Genomic DNA, 20,267 nt, shown 5'->3' on the forward strand with positions numbered 1-20,267 from the left:
ACGGCAACGCATGCACCAAAAAGATGCACTATCTTAGTGCGCTTATTGCGCCCCTTGCCAGCGGGTGAACAGCTCCTGCGGCAGGGTGATATCAAATTGATCCAGCACGCGGTTAACAGTCTGATTAATCACGTCATCCAGAGTCTGTGGCTGATGATAAAACGCCGGAACCGGCGGCATGATCACGGCCCCTATCTCTGCAGCCTGAGTCATCAGGCGTAAATGCCCAAGGTGCAGCGGCGTTTCCCGCACGCACAGCACCAGCGGACGGCGCTCTTTCAGCACTACATCAGCGGCTCGCGTCAGTAAGCCATCAGTGTAGCTATGAACAATGCCGGACAGGGTTTTGATTGAGCACGGAAGGATCACCATTCCGGCAGTTTTGAAGGAACCGGAGGAAATGCTGGCGGCAATATCGCGCGCGTCATGCACGACATCTGCCAGCGCCTGAACTTCACGCAGGCTGAAAGGCGTTTCCAGAGAGAGCGTCTGGCGGGCGGCCTGGCTCATGATCAGATGGGTTTCCACCTCTGCGACATCACGCAGCACCTGCAGCAGCCGAACGCCGTAAATCGCGCCGCTGGCACCGGAAATTCCAACAATGAGTCGTTTCATGATTGCGCCCTGTCTTCATACTGGGGCTGACTGTGCCGTAAATTACGGCGAGTTGCAAGGAAAGACGCCCTCCTGCAAGAGGGCGTAGTCGGGATTAACCTTCGTTGTGCATCTCCAGGTTTTCCACTTCATTCTGACGCTGGAGCGCCTTCGAATCGTCGTTACGCAGCGTATCGAGATAGTCGAGATACTGCTGATCCACATCTTTGGTCACGTAAACGCCATTGAATACCGAGCATTCAAACTGCTGAACGTCCGGATTCTCGGCGCGCACCGCGTCGATCAAGTCGTTCAGATCCTGGAAAATCAGACCATCCGCACCGATGATCTGGCGGATTTCATCCACTTCGCGACCGTGGGCAATCAGCTCCGTGGCGCTTGGCATATCGATGCCGTAGACATTCGGGAAGCGAATTTCCGGCGCGGCGGAAGCCAGATAAACTCTCTTCGCCCCGGCTTCGCGAGCCATCTCAATGATTTGCTCAGAAGTGGTACCACGCACGATGGAGTCATCCACCAGCAGCACGTTTTTATCGCGGAACTCAGCGCGGTTAGCGTTCAGCTTACGACGCACGGACTTACGGCGCAGCTGCTGGCCTGGCATGATGAACGTGCGGCCCACGTAGCGGTTCTTCACAAACCCCTGGCGGTACGGCTTGTTCAGGATACGGGCGATCTCCAGCGCGATATCGCAGGACGTTTCCGGGATAGGGATCACCACGTCGATGTCCAGATCTTCCCATTCACGCGCGATCTTCTCACCGAGTTTGGTCCCCATATTCACGCGTGCGCTGTAGACCGAAATTTTGTCAATGAACGAGTCCGGGCGTGCAAAGTAAACGTACTCGAACAGGCATGGATTGCTCACCGGGTTATCAGCGCACTGGCGAGTAAACAGTTGCCCTTTTTCGGTGATGTAAATCGCTTCGCCCGGCGCGACGTCGCGCAGGAATTCGAAACCAAGGGTATCAAGCGCGACGCTCTCAGACGCCACCATATATTCGATGCGTCCATCGCCGATGTCGCGTTTACCGAGCACCAGCGGGCGAATCCCGTTCGGGTCGCGGAAGGCAACCATGCCATGACCGATGATCATCGCCACGCAGGCATAAGCGCCGCGGATCAAGCGGTTGGTGGCGGCAATTGCCGCAAAAATGTTATCGGCTTCCAGTGGATAATGGCGGAAGTTATCCAGCTCGCTGGCGAAAACATTGAGCAGAATTTCAGAATCGGAGGTGGTGTTGATATGGCGGCGCTTCTCTTCAAACAGCTTCTTGCGCAGCTCGTGGGCGTTGGTCAGATTGCCGTTGTGCGCAAGCGTGATGCCGTAAGGCGAGTTAACGTAGAAAGGCTGCGCCTCGGAAGCGCTGGAGCTGCCTGCAGTGGGGTAGCGGACGTGACCGATCCCCATATTGCCCTGCAGGCGCTGCATATGCACGGCGCCAAACACATCGCTCACCAGGCCGTTGGCTTTACGCAAACGGAAGCAGTTGTTTGCATCAATGGTGATGATGCCCGCGGCATCCTGCCCACGGTGCTGAAGCACCGTTAACGCGTCATAAATCGACTGGTTTACCGGCATAACACCGGCGATACCGACAATACCGCACATACGTCATTTTCCTCGTTCAGAACTCCCCAAAGCTTATGCTTTGGGCAAGAAACTCGACGAGCTTTGCAGATAGTCAAAGAACATTCTGATGACGACGCTGAACTGCGGGATCAGCTGTGACTTTTGCCAGTCATCGCTTTTTGAAAAGCCGGTAAAGGTGTCGAGGAAGAACAGAATGGCGGCAACGATAAGCACTCCACGCAGCGCACCAAAACAGATCCCAAGCACCCTGTCGGTTCCCGACAGGCCCGTCTTTTCAACCAGCGTACCGATAACGTAGTTAACGATAGCGCCGACGATAAGCGTCGCGATAAACAGTACCGCGATAGCAATCCCGTTTCGAACCAGTTCGTCTTCAAAGCCCGTAAACCAGACAGACAGGTAAGTGTAGTAATGACTGGCAACAAAGAAAGCACAACCCCAGGTTACCAGTGACAATGCTTCACGAACAAAGCCGCGGATAAGGCTTACCAGACAGGAAAAACCAATCACCGCAATAATGGCGTAATCAATCCAGACCATAGTCGTCCCACGATTTTACGCCCTGTCGTCCAGTTCGGGGCGCATTCTAACAGAAAAAGAAAACGTTTGCGTAGGGATTTCCTTTCCCCGCCCAAATAAAAATGGCGCTGAAAAAACGTTCAACGCCACCTGAGTTTTTAGCCTTATAAGGGCTAATTCACTCCCATCGACGGCTGCCGATGATGTCTCCTGCTTTCACTTTTGCCGGGCGGAACTACGTTTGCCCGACCTATGGTTCAGCCCGTTTTTGTCGGCCGGACAAGCTTTAGCGCCATCCGGCAATTCAACCTCAGTTCGGGCTGTACCCCATCACCACGCCGTTCAGCCCGGAAAGCTGATTCAGTTCGCCAAGCGAGCCTTTCATCTTATCTTTCGACGCATCCGGCCCAACCAGAATTCGGGTAATTTTACCCTGTACCGGCGTGGACGGCGCGGTAAACACGCGATAGCCCGCCCCGCGCAGCTTGCCGACGATTTCGTTTACTTTATCGGCATTTTTCAACGCCCCCAACTGCACAACATAAGCTTTGCCCGTTGGTGCTGGTTTATCCGCTGCGACAGATTTCTGTGGCGCCGGCGGAGCCTCTGCGGCAGCGGCAAGCTGCTGGCTGGTATTATCACGCTGAGGTTTTGGTGGCGATTGCACCTGCAGCTTTGGCGCCACCGGTTTTGGCTTCGGCTGCGGCACGGGCTGTGCGGTCTCGTCCATCTCATTACCGCTGTTATTGGCCGCATAGCGCGACGCATCCAGCGACGGTGCCGCCGCATCACCGGCCCTAACTTCTTCCGCCGCCCCTTCCGGTGGCTGAGAAGGCAGCGCCTGCGTCACGGCGGGCAGCATATCCGGCTCGTCTTTGTCTCCAGGCTTTGGCACCAGCGGAATCGCCGCGAACTCATCCTGATAATGCTTTTTCTGACCATCCAGCAGACCCGGAAGCACAATAACGCCCAGCGCCACCAGCGCAATGGTTCCGACTAAACGATTCTGAAACTTACTCGCCACCGGCTCTCCCCGCGTCCATCTCATCCATTACATGGGCTACCGTATGGAATGAACCACACACCAGCACCGTATCTTGCGGACGTGCATCCGCCATCGCGGCATGCCACGCCTGCGCTACAGTGGCATAGACTGCGCCATCCCGCAAATGTTCCACAAGCTGTTCCGCCGTGGCGCCGCGCGGCCCTTCCAGCGGCGCGCAATACCAGCCGTCCACCACGTCAGACAGACATGCCAGCGTTCCGGCGATGTCCTTATCATGAAGCATACCAATGACCGCCAGCGTGCGCCCGGCGGCAGGCTGCATTTTGAGACGTTCGGCGAGATAAGCCGCCGCATGCGGATTATGCGCCACGTCCAGAATCACCCGCGGAGATTCACTCACAATCTGGAAACGCCCCGGCAGCATCGCATTCCTGATACCTTCCCGGATCGCCTGCTCGCTCACATCGAGCCCGCTCGCGCGTAGCGCCGCCAGCGCCGTTGCGGCATTGGGCTGTGGCACCAGAGGCAGAGGCAAATCGTTTAGCGTGCCCTGTGCGTCTCGGAATGCCCAACCGTTGCTCTGTACGTCATAGTCCCAGTTAACACCACGACGCAGCAGCACAGCACCCTTCTCCTGCGCCACATCAGCAATGGTTTGCGGCATATCGGGTTCGCCGACAACCGCAGACTTGCCACCACGGAACACGCCCGCTTTTTCACGACCAATGCTTTCGCGATCGGGCCCAAGCCAGTCGGTATGATCGAGCGCAATGCTCGTCACCACGGCCACATCGGCATCAACAATATTCGTGGCATCCAGGCGTCCGCCGAGCCCAACTTCAAGGATAACCACATCCAGCTGCGCTTGCTTAAACAGCCACAGCGCCGAGAGCGTGCCGAACTCAAAGTAGGTCAGGGAGATATCACCGCGTGCCTTTTCGATTTCAGCAAAGGATGCAGTGTGTGCCGACTCAGCCAGTTCACCCCCTTGCACGCGCACACGCTCGGTGTAGCGCACCAGATGCGGAGAGCTGTAAACGCCAACTTTCAGGCCCGCTGCCGTCAGCACTGATTCAATCGTACGGCAGGTCGTGCCCTTGCCGTTGGTGCCCGCCACGGTAAACACAAAGGGGGCCGGTTTCTGCACGTTCATTCGGGCTGCGACTTCGCTCACGCGAGCGAGCCCTAAATCGATAGTTTTACTGTGCAGATGTTCCAGATAAGAAAGCCACGTAGCGAGGGGCGACGTGGCGAGAGGAGTCAGTTCTTTTTCCATGATGCCCGCGATAGTTAACGGTGAACACAAGCAAAAAGGGCAGCGCCGTCTGGCCCTGCCCTTTTGCATTATCAGGCCTCTGGTTCCTGATCCGGTACCGGCGGTACCACCACGGCTTCGCGCGGCGCATCCGGGTTCGGTGCCGGGAGATTCATCAGCTTCGCCAGAATGCTGGCAAGCTTAAAGCGCATTTCCGGACGACGAACGATCATGTCGATCGCGCCTTTCTCGATCAGGAATTCACTGCGCTGGAAGCCCGGCGGCAGTTTTTCACGTACGGTCTGTTCGATTACGCGTGGGCCGGCAAAGCCGATCAGCGCTTTCGGTTCAGCGATGTTCAAATCGCCAAGCATCGCAAAACTTGCTGAAACGCCGCCCATGGTCGGGTCGGTCAGAACGGAAATGTACGGCAGACCGCGGTCCTGCATTTTCGCCAGCGCCGCAGAGGTTTTCGCCATCTGCATCAGCGACATCAGGGCTTCCTGCATACGAGCACCGCCGGAAGCGGAGAAGCAGACCATCGGGCAGTTGTTTTCCAGCGCATATTCCACCGCACGGACGAAACGAGCACCCACAACGGAACCCATTGAGCCGCCCATAAAGGAGAACTCAAATGCCGCGCCAACGACCGGCATGCCAAACAGCGTGCCTTTCATTACCACCAGCGCGTCTTTCTCGCCGGTTTCTTTCTGGGCAGAGGCCAGACGATCTTTGTATTTCTTGGAGTCACGGAACTTAAGCAAATCTTTCGGCTCAAGCTCGCTACCCAGCTCCACGAGCGTGCCTTCATCCATCAGGCTATGCAGGCGATTACGCGCTGACATTCGCATGTGGTGATCGCACTTCGGGCAAACCTCCAGGTTACGCTCCAGCTCGGCGCGGTACAGAACCTGTCCGCAGCTGTCACATTTGGTCCATACCCCTTCCGGGATACTCGCCTTGCGGGTGGGGGCTATGTTGCTTTTAATTCGTTCAATCCAGCTCATTGATAACCTTTCTGCCTGAACCTGGCCGATGCCAGTTTTTGCTGTAAGCGGCGAATAATGCCATTTTTAGGGCTTACAGACCATGAAATGTTGCACATTAAAACATAAGAGCCCTGAACATGGGATAAAAAAGTGGTCGAACCGCTGCCACTTCCCCGCCTTTCAGGGCCCGTTGTTTATTTTGCCTGCTTCGCTGCGGCGCGCTTGTGTCGGATAATCTCGATAACCCCCGGCAGAACCGACAGCACGATGATAGCCACGATCAGCAGCTTCAGGTTTTCCTGCACAATTGGCAGGTCACCGAACAGGTAGCCCGCATAGGTAAACAGCAGCACCCACAGCAGCGCACCAATCACGTTATAAGTCGCAAAGTGACGATAGGACATATGCCCCATTCCCGCCACAAACGGCGCGAAAGTACGAACGATCGGCACGAAACGAGCAAGAATGATGGTCTTGCCGCCGTGTTTCTCATAAAACTGATGCGTTTTATCCAGATAGCTGCGACGGAAGATTTTTGAGTTCGGGTTGCTGAAGAGCTTTTCACCGAACAGTCGTCCGATGGTGTAATTCACCGCATCACCGACAATCGCCGCAATGACCATCAGCACAACCATCAGATGCACGTTCAGATCGTTAGTCGGCAGCGCGGACAGCGCCCCGGCAATGAACAGCAGCGAATCGCCCGGCAGGAACGGCGTCACCACCAGCCCCGTTTCACAGAACAGGATCAGGAACAGAATGGCATAAACCCAAACGCCGTACTGAGCGACCAGTTCGGCGAGATGCACATCAATATGCAAAATAAAATCAATCAGAAAGCGAATCAGATCCATAGTTGCTTAACCTTAAGTGACTGCATTAGTCCGCTAAAAACAGCGGGCCCATTGGCGGTTTTGGCAGGTCGAAACGTTCCGGATAATCCACCGCAACGAGATATAACCCCTCCGCTTTCGCCGTCGCTGCCGCCAGCGTTCTGTCCTTCGCTGCCAGCAACTCTGCAATCCAGCTCTCCGGCTGGTTTCCGGCACCCACTTCCATCAGGCTGCCCACAATGTTCCGCACCATATGATGTACAAAGGCATTGGCCTTAATATCCACCACCACATAAGCACCGTAACGCTCAACGTTAATGTGCATCACGTTTCGCCATGGCGTGCGCGACTGGCACTGCACCGCGCGAAACGAGGTAAAGTCATTCTCGCCGAGCAGGCTCTGGGCCGCACGCTGCATCTTTTCGGCATCCAGAGGATGATAGTAGTGCGTCACGCCCTGGCCCAAAATCGCCGGACGCAGCCGCTGATTGTAGATGATGTAGCGATAACGGCGCGCGGTCGCGCTGAAGCGGGCGTGGAAATCATCCGGCACGGCTTTAACCCAACGCACGGCAATATCGTCGGGTAAATTGGCATTGACTCCAAGCGTCCATGCGACATCTTTGCGTTCAGCGTGAGTTTCAAAGTGCACCACCTGCCCCGTACCATGGACACCGGCGTCGGTGCGCCCCGCACAGAGTACGTTGATGGGTTCGTTCGCCACTTTGGAGAGCGCTTTTTCAAGCCTCTCCTGCACGCTGCGCACTTCATTCTGACGCTGCCAGCCGTAGTATTTGCTGCCGTCGTACTCGATACCGAGCGCGATTTTAAACCGTGGCAGCGATTCCACTTCAGACATCAGTACATGTACTCCTGAACCAGTTTCTCGGCGATCTTCACTGCCATCAGCGCGCCGCCGAAGCGAACGTTATCGGCCACCGACCAGAACTGGATTTGCTCCGGCATGCCGTAATCGTTGCGCACGCAGCCAATCGAGAGATGAGCAGAGCCGGAGGCATCGGCCACCTGAGTCGGGAAGTCAGTGGCTTCCGACAGGGCAATATCTTCCTGGCGCTCGAACGCATCACGCGCTTCTTCTGCCGCTAACGGACGCATCGCTTCAAAGTTAACCATCTGCGCGTGACCGTAGAACACTGGCGCACGCACACAGCTGGCGGAAATCATCAGGCCTTCATCCTGCAAAATCTTGCGTGCCTGATCGACAATCCGGCGCTCTTCGGTGACGCTACCTTCGCGATCCACCAGCAGCGGCAGCATATTGAACGCCAGCTGACGACCGAAGAAATCGTCTTCATCAATCGGAATGCCGTTCAGCAGCTTGGCGCTCTGCCCTGCCAGCGCATCCACCGCTTTTTTACCCTGCGCGGAAGCCGACATCAGGCTGGTCACGGAAATACGCGACAGACCGCCTTCGTCGATCAGCGGTTTCAGTGCAGTCAGCAGCTGGCTGGTCAGGCTGTCCGGCACCGCAACAATATTGCGGTTGCGGTAATCCGCCAGCACGAACGGGTTCACGTCCGGCACGACCAGCGGCACGTCTGGCTCAAGAGCGAACAGGCCACTTAAATCAATCACCAGGCAGCCCGCATTCGCAGCTTCTTCGGCCCAGGCAGCAGACGCTTCAACGCCCGCGGCAAAGAACGCCAGCTGAACCTGAGTCCAGTCGAATCCGGCAACATCCTGCACGCGAAGGGTTTTGCCTTCGTAGCGCAGCGCCTCGCCCGCGCTCTCGCTGCGCGCCAGGCCATAAATCTCGCCCACCGGGAACTGACGCTCTGCAAGAGTTTCAAGCAAGGCTTCACCTACGGCGCCCGTTGCGCCCAGTACGGCAATATTCCAGCCTTCAGACATGGTGGTTTACTCCAAAATAAAATAGCCGCCCCGCCAGAGTATCTGGCAGGGCGTATTAAGAAGACATTAACGCGCGGCGTGATGAACGGCGTTGAAGCCCAAATTTTTCAGCAGTTCGGCGCTCTTTGCGTCATCGCACAGGACATGCAAAGAGGACCACTCGCGGCGCTCAAGGTAATTTTTGCGCAGCTTGTCAAACTCGCCCGGGATCCCCGCCACCTTCCGCAGCGGCGCATCATCGCGGCGCACATCATACACCAAATGCACCAGCCTTTTTAGCGTCGCCTGATCGAGGTCACCGTGCAGCGTGATGCGACCAAATTCCGGGGCTGGCAGCAGCGTTTCAAGCGCAATCTGGTGGCGCTTGCCGATAAATTCGCTGTACGCCTCAAACACCTGCGTAGTGCCACGCGCTTTCCCTTCGAGGGTGTAGCCAGCGATGTGCGCAGTACCAATGTCGACGAGAGAAAGCAGCTCAGTATTAAGATCCGGCTCCGGCTCCCAGACGTCGAGCACCACGCTCAACTTCTGCCCGGCCTTGAGGCATTTCAGCAGCGCGGCGTTATCCACCACCGGTCCACGGCAGGCGTTAATTAATATGCAGCCCGGCTTCAGGCGCGAAATCAGCGCCTCGTCCGCCAGATGCAGCGATTGATAAGGCCCCTCTTTAAACAGCGGCGTGTGGAATGTAAGGACGTCGGCCTGCTGGACCAGCTCGTCGAGGCTTCTGAAATCACCTTCGTCGCCTTTATCAGCGCGAGGAGGATCGCAAAGCAGGGTGCGGATACCCAGCGCTTCAAGACGTTTTTGCAAACGACCGCCGACGTTACCTACGCCCACGATGCCCACGGTACGATCTTTCAGGGCAAAGCCGTCGCGCTCGGCCAGCATCAGCAGCGCGGAAAAGACGTATTCCACTACGGCAATGGCGTTGCAGCCGGGCGCTGCGGAAAAGCCGATCCCGGCCTGCGCCAGCCACTTCTCATCGACATGATCGGTACCCGCCGTTGCGGTGCCGACAAACTTTATCCCTTTCCCTGCCAGCAGCGATTCATTCACTTTGGTAACCGAACGCACCATCAGGGCATCAGCGTCATCCAGCTCATGCTGAGGAATCGGACGGCCCGGAACCGCCTTTACGTCGCCCAAACGGCTAAAAAGCTCGCGGGCATAGGGCATATTTTCATCAACAAGGATTTTCACGGTACTGTACCTGTCTGAAACGAGAGTTAACCGGGGAAGTGTGCCATAATCTTGCCGCCAGTAACACTGAGCCTTGAGAACACCGACGGACATGCAGGATTTATCATGACGCAACCCATTTCAGGTCTGCCCGCCCGCCCTCCGGGGGAAGCACCACCCACCAGCAAGCTCGGCGACCAGCCGCTCTCCACGCAGCAGCGCACGGTGCTGGAACGTCTGATCACGCGGCTTATCGCGCTGACCTCGCAGCAAAGCGCCGGGGTGTGGGCCGGCATGAAGCACGATTTAGGTCTGAAAAACGATGCGCAGCTGCTCTCAAGGCACTTCCCGGCGGCGGAGCAGAACCTCAACCAGCGCCTCGCCAGCGCCCAGCAAACTCACGAAGTGCGTCAGGTCGTGGCCCAGCTCACCGAGCTGCTGAGCCAGGGCAACAATCGCCAGGCGGTGAGTGATTTTATCCGTCAGCAGTTTGGTCAGACTGCCCTGAGCCAGCTGACGCCCGATCAGCTCAAAACGGTTTTGCAATTGCTGCAAACCAACCAGTTGACCATTCCGCAGCCGCAGCAGCGTCCGGCAACGGACCGGCCGCTTCAGCCCGCCGAACACAACACGCTCAATCAGATGGTCACCAAAGTGGCCGCCGCCACGGGCGAATCCAGTAAGCTCATCTGGCAGTCGATGCTGGAACTTTCCGGCGTCAAAACCGGTGAGCTGATCCCCGCCAGGCATTTTAATCAGCTAATGACCTGGCTACAGGCGCGTCAAACGCTGAGCGAGCAGCCAGCTCCCACGCTTACCAGCCTTCAGGCAGCATTAAAGCAGCCGCTGGACGCGCAGGAATTTAACACCCTGCGCGATTATGCTCAGCAGACGTGGCAGGCGGCACCGCTCACCGTACTGACGCAAGCCCAGGTCCAGGATTTGCTTAATCAGATCTTCCTGCGGCGCGTTGAGCGCTCTCAGGAGACGCTGGACACCCGCTATGTTCAGCCGATTTATAACCCGTTCACGCCGTTTATCGAACAGATAAAAGCGATGTCTGCCCGCCCGGGCCTGATGCTTATCGCGGCAATCGTGGTGGTGATTCTGCTGTGGATAGTCATTTAGCAGGCATAAAAAAACGCCAGCCCGGTCAATGACCTGAGGCTGGCGTTGATACCGCCGGGATGAATCAGGCAGTAAGGAGTTTCTGCGCCGTCTCTTTTACGCTTGCCAGCAATACCTTGACGTCGTCGAGGCAAACGGTCGGGTTCAGCAGCGTCATCTTCAGGCAGGTTATGCCGTTCGCTTCCGTCACGCCCACGTTAGCGCTCCCGGAGGCCAGCAGCACGTCCCCGATACGCTGGTTCAGCAGTGCGACAAAAGCCGGATCCTGCTGCTCAGGGCGGAAGCGGAACAGCACGCTTGCCAGCTGCGGCGTCATCACCAGTTCCAGCTCAGGCTGTGCCTGCACATATTCCGCAACCTGCTGCGCCAGCGTCACGCCGTTATCAATGATGGCGGCGTACTGCTTTTTACCCAACGCTTCAAGGCCCATCCACAGCTTCAGGGCATCAAAGCGGCGCGTGGTTTGCAGGGATTTCGACACCAGATTCGGCACGCCGTGCTCTTCGTCAAAATCAGAGTTCAGGTAAGCCGCCTGATAGCGCATCAGCTCGTAGTGGCGGGCGTCTTTCAGCAGGAAGGCGCCGCAGCTGATGGTCTGGAAGAACTGCTTGTGGAAGTCGAGCGTAACCGAATCCGCCAGCTCCAGACCGTTCAGATAGTGACGATAGTGCTCAGACAGCAGCAGTGCTCCACCCCATGCCGCATCCACGTGCATCCAGATGTTTTCTTCACTGGCCAGCGCAGCAATTTCCGTTAACGGATCGATGGCACCGGCGTCGGTGGTGCCGGCGGTAGCCACAATCGCCATCACCTGTTCGCCGTTCGCTTTCGCCTGCGCCAGTTTGGCTTTCAGGTCGGTAACGTCCATGCGCGAGAAAGCATCGGTTTCCACCAGCGTCACAGACTGGTAGCCCAGCCCCATCAGCGCCATATTCTTCTGCACTGAGAAGTGAGCTTCTTTGGAGCAGAACACCTTCAGCTTGCTGAGGTTCCCCATCAGGCCATGCTGCTGAACGGAGTGACCCTGACGGGCAAAGAAGGCGTCACGCGCCAGCATCAGCCCCATCAGGTTGCTTTGCGTGCCGCCGCTGGTGAACACACCCGCGTCGCCTGCCGCATACCCTACCCGATCTCGCAGCCATTCAATGAGTTTAACCTCAATAATGGTTGCCGACGGGCTCTGGTCCCAGGAGTCCATGCTCTGGTTGGTGGCGTTGATCAGCACTTCCGCGGCCTGGCTTATCACCAGGCTCGGGCAGTGCAGATGCGCCACGCACTGCGGATGATGCACCGACAGGCTGTCTTTCAGGAAATACTCTACGGCGCGCTCGATGGCGGCCTGGTTGCCCAGGCCCTCCGACGTAAACGCCAGCTGAATACGCTCGCGCAGCTGCTCCACGGTTTTGCCCTGGTACATCTCAGGCTGCTTCAGCCATTCAACAACGGCCCGGGTGCTCTGCTCGATCGCTTCCTGATAGGCGGCAACGCTCTGCGCCGACCCGGACAGAATTGGGTTCACTTCTGACATTGGCGTTCCGACTCCTGTCAAACCGGCTTCACGCCAGCATTGAGCATGGCGTTTTCAAATTTATCGAGGAAGATTTCCAGCTCTTCGCGAGTGATGAGCAGCGATGGCAGCAGACGCAGCACGCAGCCGTTTCGGCCGCCGCGCTCAAGGATCAGCCCGCCTTCGAAGCATTTTTTCTGCAGCAGCGCAGAAAGCTCACCGTCCGCCGGGTAGCAGCCCATGTGATCCTGTGCTTCGTTTGGCTTAACGATCTCAATGCCGATCATCAGGCCCAGACCGCGCACGTGGCCAATCACCGGATAGCGTTTTTGCAGCTCTTTCAGCTTACCTTTCAGCCACTCGCCTTTCGCGGCAACCTGTTCAGCAATGCCTTCTTCCTTGAGGATTTTCAGCGTGGTGAGGCCAGTGGCCATCGCCAGCTGGTTACCGCGGAAGGTGCCGGTGTGGTGGCCCGGAGACCAGGCGTCAAACTGTTTCTTGATGCCCAGTACGGCCAGCGGCAGGCCACCGCCGACGGCTTTTGACATCACGATGATGTCTGGCTCAATGCCAGCGTGTTCGAAAGCGAACAGCTTACCGGTACGCGCAAAGCCCGCCTGCACTTCATCGATAATCAGCAGAATGCCGTGTTCCTGAGTCACTTTACGGATGCGCTGCAGCCACTCCGCCGGAGCCGGGTTAACGCCGCCTTCGCCCTGAACGGCTTCAAGGATCACCGCCGCAGGCTTACGCACGCCGCTTTCAACGTCGTTAATCAGGTTATCGAAATAGTAAGTCAGCGCTTTCACGCCCGCCTCGCCGCCAATGCCCAGCGGGCAGCGGTACTCATGCGGATACGGCAGGAACTGTACTTCCGGCATCATGTTGCTGACGGCTTCTTTCGGCGACAGGTTGCCTGTCACAGAGAGTGCGCCGTGAGTCATGCCGTGGTAGCCACCGGAGAAGCTGATAATGCCGGAGCGACCGGTCACTTTTTTCGCCAGCTTCAGCGCCGCTTCTACCGCATCGGCACCGGATGGGCCGGTGAACTGCAGGCAATATTCGCGGCCCTGGCCCGGTAAAAGGGAGAGCAGATAAGCGGAAAACTCGTCTTTTAATGGCGTAGTCAGATCGAGCGTATGTAACGGCAAGCCACTTGTGATGACACGTTGAATGCTTTGAATCACATCGGGATGATTGTGACCCAGGGCCAGCGTTCCGGCACCTGCAAGGCAGTCAAGGTATTGATTATTTTCTACATCAGTAATCCAGACGCCCAGCGCTTTGGCAATCGCCAATGGCAGCTTACGCGGATAGCTCCTGACATTAGACTCAAACTCAGCCTGTCTTGTTAAATAGGTATCATTGCTCTGCGGTAATGAATAAGCACTTAAAGTATCAATACGGACTTTATCCGTCATCATATCACTCCTACAACCGCGGCTAACCTGACGCCGGATTGAATAATAGTTAAGGGATTGGCCTAAAAAAGGCGCGGCTAATATATGCCCTTTTGACAACGGACTCAATCATTAATTTCCCATAGTTACAAAACAAAATTTTCCCTTATAAATCAAAAACAAAAAGATGAAACTTAAATGACAAAGTTTAAAAATGGCGACAAAGCTGCCGTTAATTAAGCGAATAGGATCTCTATAAAGGAAGGCAAACAGAAACCACACGCCAGTTGCGGATTCATAAACTATTTACGGATTTTTACCTTTAAACTTGTAACAACTTATCAACAGGAAATTTTGTTTAAGAATCATTTATCTTAGAACGGCATAAAAATATCGCATCGCGGGAATAAATCACTTACTATCCCCCGGCTTTAATAATCCAGTTGTTGTAATAAAAAATTAATGCGCAAACACCGGTAACGTGTGACGGGCGAAACACGTTATCGACAACAGGAAGATTTCCTGGGTTGTCACCAGAGTTCTCCGCGGGCGGAGCACTCGTAAGGCGAAGCACGCTTCCCTTATGCCAAGAATGAAATTTTCTGCCATCCATGATGGCGCCCTGATATGAGATTGTTATGACACGCATTTATTCCCCTTTTGTCGTGGCCAAATTTGGCGGCACGAGCGTTGCTGATTTTGACGCAATGAACCGCAGCGCCAGTATCGTCCTCGCCGATCAACAAGTCCGTGTAGTCGTTTTGTCCGCCTCCTCAGGCGTAACCAACCTTCTGGTCTCGCTTTCCGAAGGGCTTACGGCCCAGGATCGCATCGACAAAATCGAGACGCTTCGTACGCTCACGTACGGCATCCTCTCCTCGCTGAAAAAACCTGACGCAGTCCGTCTCTCGGTTGATGCGCTGCTTGGCAACATCTCAGCTCTTGCTGAACGGGCTGCTGTGACGGCTTCGCCTTCTCTGAGCGATGAGCTTGTCAGCCATGGGGAACTTCTCTCCAGCCAGCTGTTCACGGCGATTTTGCGCGAACGCGAAGCGAATGCTCTATGGCTGGACGCGCGGGAAGTGATTCGCACCGACGCGAATTTTGGCTGCGCGGAACCGGACGTGGCGATGATTGCGCAGCAGGTACAAACCCGGCTGCTGCCTCATCTGGAAACGGCCATTGTCGTCACCCAGGGCTTTATCGGGAGTGATGCTGAAGGGCATACCACCACGCTTGGCCGCGGCGGCAGCGATTACACCGCCTCTCTGATTGGTGAAGCGCTGAACGCACGCCGGGTGGATATCTGGACGGACGTTGCCGGGATCTACACCACCGACCCACGCATCGTGCCCCAGGCGCAGCGCATCGGGCAGCTTTCGTTCAGTGAAGCCAGCGACATGGCGGCCTACGGTGCGAAGGTGCTGCATCCGGCAACGCTGATGCCCGCCATGCGTAAAAATATCCCGGTGTTTGTAGGATCGAGTAAAAACCCTGACGCAGGCGGCACGCTGGTCTGTCGCGAAACAGACAATCCTTCAGGCTACCGGGCGCTTGCCGTCCGCCGCAAGCAAACGCTGGTGAAATGCCGCCGTCCGCACGCGCAGCCTGCGGTAGATTTCAACGCCCGTATTTTTTCTCTGCTGGCCGAGCATAACCTGCAGGCGGAGCTGGTGAGCACTTCGGAAAGCGGCATAGCCTGGATTCTCGACGCTACCTGCGCAACCTCCGGCGATGACAGCATGCTGCTCGAATCCTTACAGACCAAGCTCGCGGCGCATTGCCAGCTGGAAATAGAAAGCGGGCTGGCGCTGATGACGCTGGTCGGCCATCAGCTTTCGCAGTCCGAAAGCATCTGTCGGGACGTGTTTACCCCGCTGGAAGGCTACGCAGTACGCATGATTTGCCATGGTGCAGGGGAGAACAATCTCAGCGTTCTGCTTCCCGGTGATAGCGCCGATAGCGCCGTGAAGATGTTGCACAGACAGCTGTTCGAACAACCAGAGGTGCAACGCTACGCATCCTGATTGTCGCCTGCATCGCTGCATTCAGACGTAAAAAAAGGAGCCATTCGGCTCCTTTTTCATGTTCAGACCTGAGTCTTATTTCAGCTTACGCATGACCAGCGTGGCGTTGGTGCCACCGAAGCCGAAGCTGTTAGACATCACGGTGTTCAACTGGCGTTCGGTCGGCTGGGTGACGATGTTCAGGCCAGCGGCCTGCTCGTCCATCTCATCAATGTTGATGCTTGGGGCAATGAAGCCGTGTTCCAGCATCAGCAGAGAGTAGATAGCTTCCTGCACGCCTGCAGCACCCAGAGAGTGACCGGTCATGGCTTTGGTTGCAGAGATTGCCGGGCTGTTGTCGCCGAAGACTTCACGGATTGCGCCCAGCTCTTTCACGTCGCCTACCGGCGTAGATGTGCCGTGAGAGTTCAGGTAGTCGATTGGGGTATCAACACCGTGCATCGCCATCTTCATGCAGCGCGCCGCGCCTTCACCGGATGGAGCAACCATGTCAGCACCATCGGACGTTGCGCCATAACCAACGATTTCTGCATAAATATGTGCGCCGCGAGCAAGCGCGTGCTCCAGTTCTTCAACCACGACCATGCCACCGCCGCCTGCGATGATGAAACCGTCACGGTTCGTATCATAAGTACGGGACGCTTTTTCCGGCGTTTCGTTGTATTTGGTTGACAGTGCGCCCATTGCGTCGAACTCACAGGCCATTTCCCAACCCAGTTCTTCGCCGCCGCCGGCAAAGACGATGTCCTGTTTGCCCAGCTGAATCTGCTCTACTGCGTTACCGATACAGTGTGCGGAAGTGGCACAAGCAGAGCTGATGGAGTAGTTCACGCCGTGAATTTTAAACGGCGTTGCGAGGCACGCGGAAACCGCAGAGCCCATGGCTTTGGTCACAACATAGGGACCGACTGCCTTCAGGCCACGCGGGCTACGCATTGCGTCAGCGCCGAATACCTGAGCTTTAGAAGAACCACCGGAGCCGGCAATCAGGCCTACGCGCGGGTTGTTCTGATAATCTTCTGCTTTCAGGCCAGCGTCTTCAACAGCCTGCTGCATGGAGAGGAAAGCATACACAGAGGCATCGTTCATGAAACGAACCACTTTACGGTCGATCAGGCCCGTGGTGTCCAGTTTGACGTTACCCCAGATGTGGCTACGCATACCAGAATCTTTGAATTCTTGAGAGAAAGTGATCCCAGAGCGACCTTCACGCAGGGATGCCAGGACTTCCTGCTGGTTGTTACCGATGCTGGAAACGATACCCAGGCCAGTAATCACTGCACGTTTCATTCAATACCTCTGTAAGTCATACTCATTAAAGTGTCGAGTCGCACAATAGCGTACACTTGTACGCTGAACAAGTCCGATCAGACAATTTAAGTATAAATTTGCGCCGCCAGGCACACATCGCTAAGATCGCCCCACGCCTTGCCTTGCGAGTAACTTACGTGAAACAAAACGCCATACAACCTGCCAACCTCGAATTTAACAATGAGGGTACACCTGTTTCCCGAGATTTCGATGATGTCTACTTTTCCAACGATAACGGTCTGGAAGAGACAAGATTCGTTTTTCTGGGCGGTAACCGGTTACCTGAACGCTTCGCCAGCCACGATCGCGCTCACTTCGTGGTGGCCGAGAGCGGATTCGGTACCGGACTGAATTTCCTGACGCTCTGGCAGGCCTTTAATGCGTTTCGCGGCTCGTACCCTGAGGCTACGCTGCAAAGGTTACATTTCATCAGTTTTGAAAAATTCCCGCTGCGCCTGGACGATCTTAAGCTCGCGCATCAGCACTGGCCTGAACTGGCAGAGCTTGCCGGGAAACTCCAGGCCCTCTGGCCACTGCCGTTCTCCGGCTGCCACCGCTTACTGCTCGATGAAGGGCGCATCACGCTCGATTTGTGGTTTGGCGACATCAACGAACTGGTCGACACGCTCGACGATTCTCACCATCAGCAGGTGGATGCCTGGTTCCTCGACGGCTTCGCGCCATCAAAAAACCCGGACATGTGGACACCGACGCTGTTTAACGCCATGGCCAAACTGGCACGCCCGGGCGGCACGCTGTCGACGTTCACTTCAGCAGGATTTGTGCGCCGTGGCCTGATTGATGCCGGTTTTTGCATGCAAAAGAGCAAAGGCTTTGGCCGCAAACGGGAAATGCTTACCGGATATCGTGACGACTCGCAGCCAGCACAGCCCCGGGCGCCATGGTTTGCCCGTACAGGCAGTGAAACCAGAGAAACGGCCCTTATCGGCGGCGGCATTGCCAGCGCTATGCTCTCCCTCGCGCTGCTTCGCCGCGGCTGGCAGGTCACGCTCTATTGTGAAGACGCCATTCCGGCACAGGGCGCATCCGGCAACCGTCAGGGCGCGCTTTATCCTTTATTAACCGCTCACGATCCGGCGCTGGCGAGGTTCTTCCCAGCGGCGTTTACCTTCGCCCGCCGCCTGTACGATGCGCTTCCCGTTGAGTTTGACCATGACTGGTGCGGCGTGACACAGCTGGGCTGGGATGAAAAAAGCGCGCAGAAAATTGCCCGGATGCTGACGCTCGGCCTGCCAGCGGAAATCGCCGCCGAAGTCACCGCAGAAAACGCCCTGAACAGCATCGGCCTCGAAACCGGGTGCTCAGGCATTCAGTATCCGCTTGGCGGCTGGCTGTGCCCGGCGCAGCTGACGGCAGCAGCCATTGAGCTGGCCTGTAAAAACGGGTTGACCGTGCGCTGGAACCACCGCTGTGAAAATCTCGAAGCAACGGAAAGCGGCTGGACGCTGCACTTCGCCGACGGTAAAAAGCAGCACCACGCAAGCGCAGTCCTCGCCAACGGGCATCAGATCGGCCAGTTCACACAAACCGCAGACCTTCCGGTGTACGCCGTTGGCGGCCAGGTCAGCCATATTCCCACATCGCCTGAGCTGACCAGGTTACGCCAGGTGTTGTGCTATGACGGCTATCTGACGCCGCATAATCCACGCACTCAGCAGCACTGCATCGGTGCCAGCTATCATCGCGGACAGACGGAAATGGCTTACAGTGAGGAAGATCAGCAGCGCAATCGCCAGCGTCTGATCGACTGTTTCCCGCACGCGCAATGGCCGCAGGAAGTCGATATCAGCGAGGGCAAAGCCCGCTGCGGCGTGCGCTGCGCCACCCGCGATCACCTGCCGATGATCGGCAACGTGCCGGACTACCTGCAAACCCTTGAAAGCTACGCCACGCTTGCGCAGGACGTGGAGCACGCGCCTACGGCGCCGGTTCACAAAAATCTGTTTATGCTCGGCGCACTGGGCTCCCGCGGGCTGTGCTCTGCCCCGCTGGCGGCGGAAGTTCTCGCCTCACAGATGAGTAATGAACCTCTGCCGCTGGATGCGACCACGCTCGCTGGTCTCAGTCCAAACCGACTGTGGGTCCGCAAGCTACTGAAAGGAAAAGAGGCAGTCAAAGCACGCTGATACGCAGGCGGGCCTGCTTGCGATACTGCAACGGCGTCTGATGCATCATGCGCTTAAAGCAGGTAATGAAGTAGGTCACGTCCTGGAAACCGACCTTCGTCGCAATCGCATCCACGCTCATCTCACTGGTGCGCAGCAAATCACAGCTGCGCTTCAGCCGGCGCGTCAGTAAATATTCATGAATGCTGCCGCCGGTCTGCTGGCGGAAAATCCGTGACGTGTAGCTGCGTGAGAGCCCGATATCGCCCGCCAGCGCCTCCAGCGAAAACTTCTCCCCATAATGCTCCTCCAGCCACTGCATGATTTGTGCCGACGCCGTTTGCTGCTGCGGGCGGTTCTCTGCCGATTGTTCAGGCAAAAGTGACATTATCTGCATCACCAGAAAGGCAACCTCATCCGCCGGATAGTGCTCCCGGCAGTCAAGCGCCGCAAATCGCGTCAGAATGGTTTCCATATAGTCAGCGTGTTGGTGAAGATCGATAGCCTGAGCGGGCGCACCGGAGGCGGCAAGGCGAGAAAACTGCGCCTGAAAACGGGGAAACTGTTGCAGGGTACTTTCTACCGCCGACTGCTCAATGTGCATGGTAGAACGGTGATAATGATTCCGTTCGCCGTCATCAACGTGCACTTTATGCAGGCGAAACGGCGGGAAGATAAACAGCCGTCCTGGCCGGGCGGTATAATGCTGGTTATCAACCACAACGATGCCATAGCCCTGAGAAATATAAAGAAATTCCACGCACTGGTGCCAGTGATAGTACAGCGCGCTGGAGCCCCACATCCGGTTAAAAGAGATAGCCTGATGCTCAAGCGTGATCCTTTCCAGTAACTGCGAGTCGCCCATTTTGCCACCATGACAACAGAATTAAATTTTTAGCCTAC

Annotated in this window: 17 protein-coding genes; 3 read left to right on the forward strand and 14 right to left on the reverse strand. The window is 56.5% G+C overall.

The window, feature by feature from the left end:
* Positions 1–42: 42 nt before the first annotated feature.
* The 10 genes from AB1287_RS14960 to pdxB form a co-directional block, all read right to left on the reverse strand.
* Complete coding sequence (locus tag AB1287_RS14960; RefSeq protein WP_312625234.1) at positions 43–615, reverse strand: UbiX family flavin prenyltransferase; 573 nt, start codon at positions 613–615, stop codon at positions 43–45.
* A 94-nt stretch (positions 616–709) separates the two neighbouring features.
* Positions 710–2,227 (reverse strand): amidophosphoribosyltransferase, encoded by a 1,518-nt coding sequence (gene purF / locus AB1287_RS14965; protein WP_312625233.1) that lies wholly within the window; start codon positions 2,225–2,227, stop codon positions 710–712.
* Positions 2,228–2,260: 33 nt separating this feature from the next.
* Positions 2,261–2,749, reverse strand: coding sequence for a colicin V production protein (cvpA, locus tag AB1287_RS14970; RefSeq protein WP_312625232.1), 489 nt, complete (start codon positions 2,747–2,749; stop codon positions 2,261–2,263).
* A gap of 289 nt (positions 2,750–3,038) precedes the next feature.
* Positions 3,039–3,752 carry a cell division protein DedD gene (gene dedD, locus AB1287_RS14975; RefSeq protein ID WP_435618269.1) on the reverse strand — a complete coding sequence of 238 codons (714 nt, stop codon included), beginning with the start codon at positions 3,750–3,752 and terminating at the stop codon, positions 3,039–3,041.
* Positions 3,742–5,010: a bifunctional tetrahydrofolate synthase/dihydrofolate synthase gene (gene folC, locus AB1287_RS14980; protein ID WP_435618270.1), complete on the reverse strand. Its 1,269-nt coding sequence runs from the start codon at positions 5,008–5,010 to the stop codon at positions 3,742–3,744. The genes dedD and folC overlap by 11 nt, the downstream gene beginning before the upstream one ends.
* 71 nt (positions 5,011–5,081) lie before the next feature.
* Positions 5,082–5,996, reverse strand: coding sequence for an acetyl-CoA carboxylase, carboxyltransferase subunit beta (gene accD, locus AB1287_RS14985; RefSeq protein ID WP_176504257.1), 915 nt, complete (start codon positions 5,994–5,996; stop codon positions 5,082–5,084).
* Between the two features lie 176 nt (positions 5,997–6,172).
* Entirely contained in the window at positions 6,173–6,832 is a 660-nt protein-coding gene (locus AB1287_RS14990; RefSeq protein WP_312625227.1) for a DedA family protein, read from the reverse strand.
* A gap of 25 nt (positions 6,833–6,857) precedes the next feature.
* The gene (gene truA, locus AB1287_RS14995; RefSeq protein WP_435618271.1) at positions 6,858–7,670 is read right to left on the reverse strand and encodes a tRNA pseudouridine(38-40) synthase TruA; all 813 of its coding nucleotides are present in this window, start codon (positions 7,668–7,670) and stop codon (positions 6,858–6,860) included.
* Positions 7,670–8,683: an aspartate-semialdehyde dehydrogenase gene (locus AB1287_RS15000; protein WP_435618272.1), complete on the reverse strand. Its 1,014-nt coding sequence runs from the start codon at positions 8,681–8,683 to the stop codon at positions 7,670–7,672. The genes truA and AB1287_RS15000 overlap by 1 nt, the downstream gene beginning before the upstream one ends.
* Positions 8,684–8,749: 66 nt before the next feature.
* Positions 8,750–9,886, reverse strand: a complete 1,137-nt coding sequence (gene pdxB, locus AB1287_RS15005; RefSeq protein WP_312625221.1) for a 4-phosphoerythronate dehydrogenase PdxB — start codon at positions 9,884–9,886, stop codon at positions 8,750–8,752.
* Between the two features lie 105 nt (positions 9,887–9,991).
* On the opposite strand from pdxB, the gene flk reads away from it, so the two are divergent.
* Complete coding sequence (flk, locus tag AB1287_RS15010) at positions 9,992–10,993, forward strand: flagella biosynthesis regulator Flk (protein WP_435618273.1); 1,002 nt, start codon at positions 9,992–9,994, stop codon at positions 10,991–10,993.
* 64 nt (positions 10,994–11,057) lie between these two features.
* Here the strand turns inward: flk and AB1287_RS15015 are convergent, their stop codons facing one another.
* Positions 11,058–12,521, reverse strand: coding sequence for an aspartate aminotransferase family protein (locus AB1287_RS15015; protein ID WP_435618274.1), 1,464 nt, complete (start codon positions 12,519–12,521; stop codon positions 11,058–11,060).
* A 17-nt stretch (positions 12,522–12,538) separates the two neighbouring features.
* The gene (locus AB1287_RS15020) at positions 12,539–13,921 is read right to left on the reverse strand and encodes a diaminobutyrate--2-oxoglutarate transaminase (protein ID WP_312625291.1); all 1,383 of its coding nucleotides are present in this window, start codon (positions 13,919–13,921) and stop codon (positions 12,539–12,541) included.
* 617 nt (positions 13,922–14,538) lie between these two features.
* Between AB1287_RS15020 and lysC the strand changes: the two genes are divergently transcribed.
* The gene (gene lysC / locus AB1287_RS15025; protein ID WP_435618275.1) at positions 14,539–15,927 is read left to right on the forward strand and encodes a lysine-sensitive aspartokinase 3; all 1,389 of its coding nucleotides are present in this window, start codon (positions 14,539–14,541) and stop codon (positions 15,925–15,927) included.
* A 75-nt stretch (positions 15,928–16,002) separates the two neighbouring features.
* On the opposite strand, the gene fabB is transcribed toward lysC, so the two are convergent.
* Positions 16,003–17,217, reverse strand: coding sequence for a beta-ketoacyl-ACP synthase I (fabB, locus tag AB1287_RS15030; RefSeq protein ID WP_435618276.1), 1,215 nt, complete (start codon positions 17,215–17,217; stop codon positions 16,003–16,005).
* A gap of 158 nt (positions 17,218–17,375) precedes the next feature.
* Here fabB and mnmC point away from each other — a divergent pair, with 158 nt between their 5' ends.
* The gene (mnmC, locus tag AB1287_RS15035) at positions 17,376–19,385 is read left to right on the forward strand and encodes a bifunctional tRNA (5-methylaminomethyl-2-thiouridine)(34)-methyltransferase MnmD/FAD-dependent 5-carboxymethylaminomethyl-2-thiouridine(34) oxidoreductase MnmC (RefSeq protein WP_435618277.1); all 2,010 of its coding nucleotides are present in this window, start codon (positions 17,376–17,378) and stop codon (positions 19,383–19,385) included.
* Here the strand turns inward: mnmC and AB1287_RS15040 are convergent.
* Positions 19,372–20,229, reverse strand: a complete 858-nt coding sequence (locus tag AB1287_RS15040; RefSeq protein ID WP_312625213.1) for an AraC family transcriptional regulator — start codon at positions 20,227–20,229, stop codon at positions 19,372–19,374. The genes mnmC and AB1287_RS15040 overlap by 14 nt on opposite strands.
* Positions 20,230–20,267: the final 38 nt, after the last annotated feature.

It is taken from the genome of Scandinavium sp. UTDF21-P1B (assembly GCF_040750395.1).
Lineage (GTDB): Bacteria > Pseudomonadota > Gammaproteobacteria > Enterobacterales > Enterobacteriaceae > Scandinavium.

Coding starts and splice junctions, on each gene's coding strand:
- purF (WP_312625233.1), bottom strand. CDS start 2,227: ATGTGCGGTATTGTCGGTATCGCCGGTGTTATGCCGGTAAACCAGTCG.
- cvpA (WP_312625232.1), bottom strand. CDS start 2,749: ATGGTCTGGATTGATTACGCCATTATTGCGGTGATTGGTTTTTCCTGT.
- lysC (WP_435618275.1), top strand. CDS start 14,539: ATGACACGCATTTATTCCCCTTTTGTCGTGGCCAAATTTGGCGGCACG.
- fabB (WP_435618276.1), bottom strand. CDS start 17,217: ATGAAACGTGCAGTGATTACTGGCCTGGGTATCGTTTCCAGCATCGGT.
- AB1287_RS15000 (WP_435618272.1), bottom strand. CDS start 8,683: ATGTCTGAAGGCTGGAATATTGCCGTACTGGGCGCAACGGGCGCCGTA.
- accD (WP_176504257.1), bottom strand. CDS start 5,996: ATGAGCTGGATTGAACGAATTAAAAGCAACATAGCCCCCACCCGCAAG.
- AB1287_RS15020 (WP_312625291.1), bottom strand. CDS start 13,921: ATGACGGATAAAGTCCGTATTGATACTTTAAGTGCTTATTCATTACCG.
- flk (WP_435618273.1), top strand. CDS start 9,992: ATGACGCAACCCATTTCAGGTCTGCCCGCCCGCCCTCCGGGGGAAGCA.
- AB1287_RS15015 (WP_435618274.1), bottom strand. CDS start 12,521: ATGTCAGAAGTGAACCCAATTCTGTCCGGGTCGGCGCAGAGCGTTGCC.
- AB1287_RS15040 (WP_312625213.1), bottom strand. CDS start 20,229: ATGGGCGACTCGCAGTTACTGGAAAGGATCACGCTTGAGCATCAGGCT.
- truA (WP_435618271.1), bottom strand. CDS start 7,670: ATGTCTGAAGTGGAATCGCTGCCACGGTTTAAAATCGCGCTCGGTATC.
- AB1287_RS14990 (WP_312625227.1), bottom strand. CDS start 6,832: ATGGATCTGATTCGCTTTCTGATTGATTTTATTTTGCATATTGATGTG.
- AB1287_RS14960 (WP_312625234.1), bottom strand. CDS start 615: ATGAAACGACTCATTGTTGGAATTTCCGGTGCCAGCGGCGCGATTTAC.
- folC (WP_435618270.1), bottom strand. CDS start 5,010: ATGGAAAAAGAACTGACTCCTCTCGCCACGTCGCCCCTCGCTACGTGG.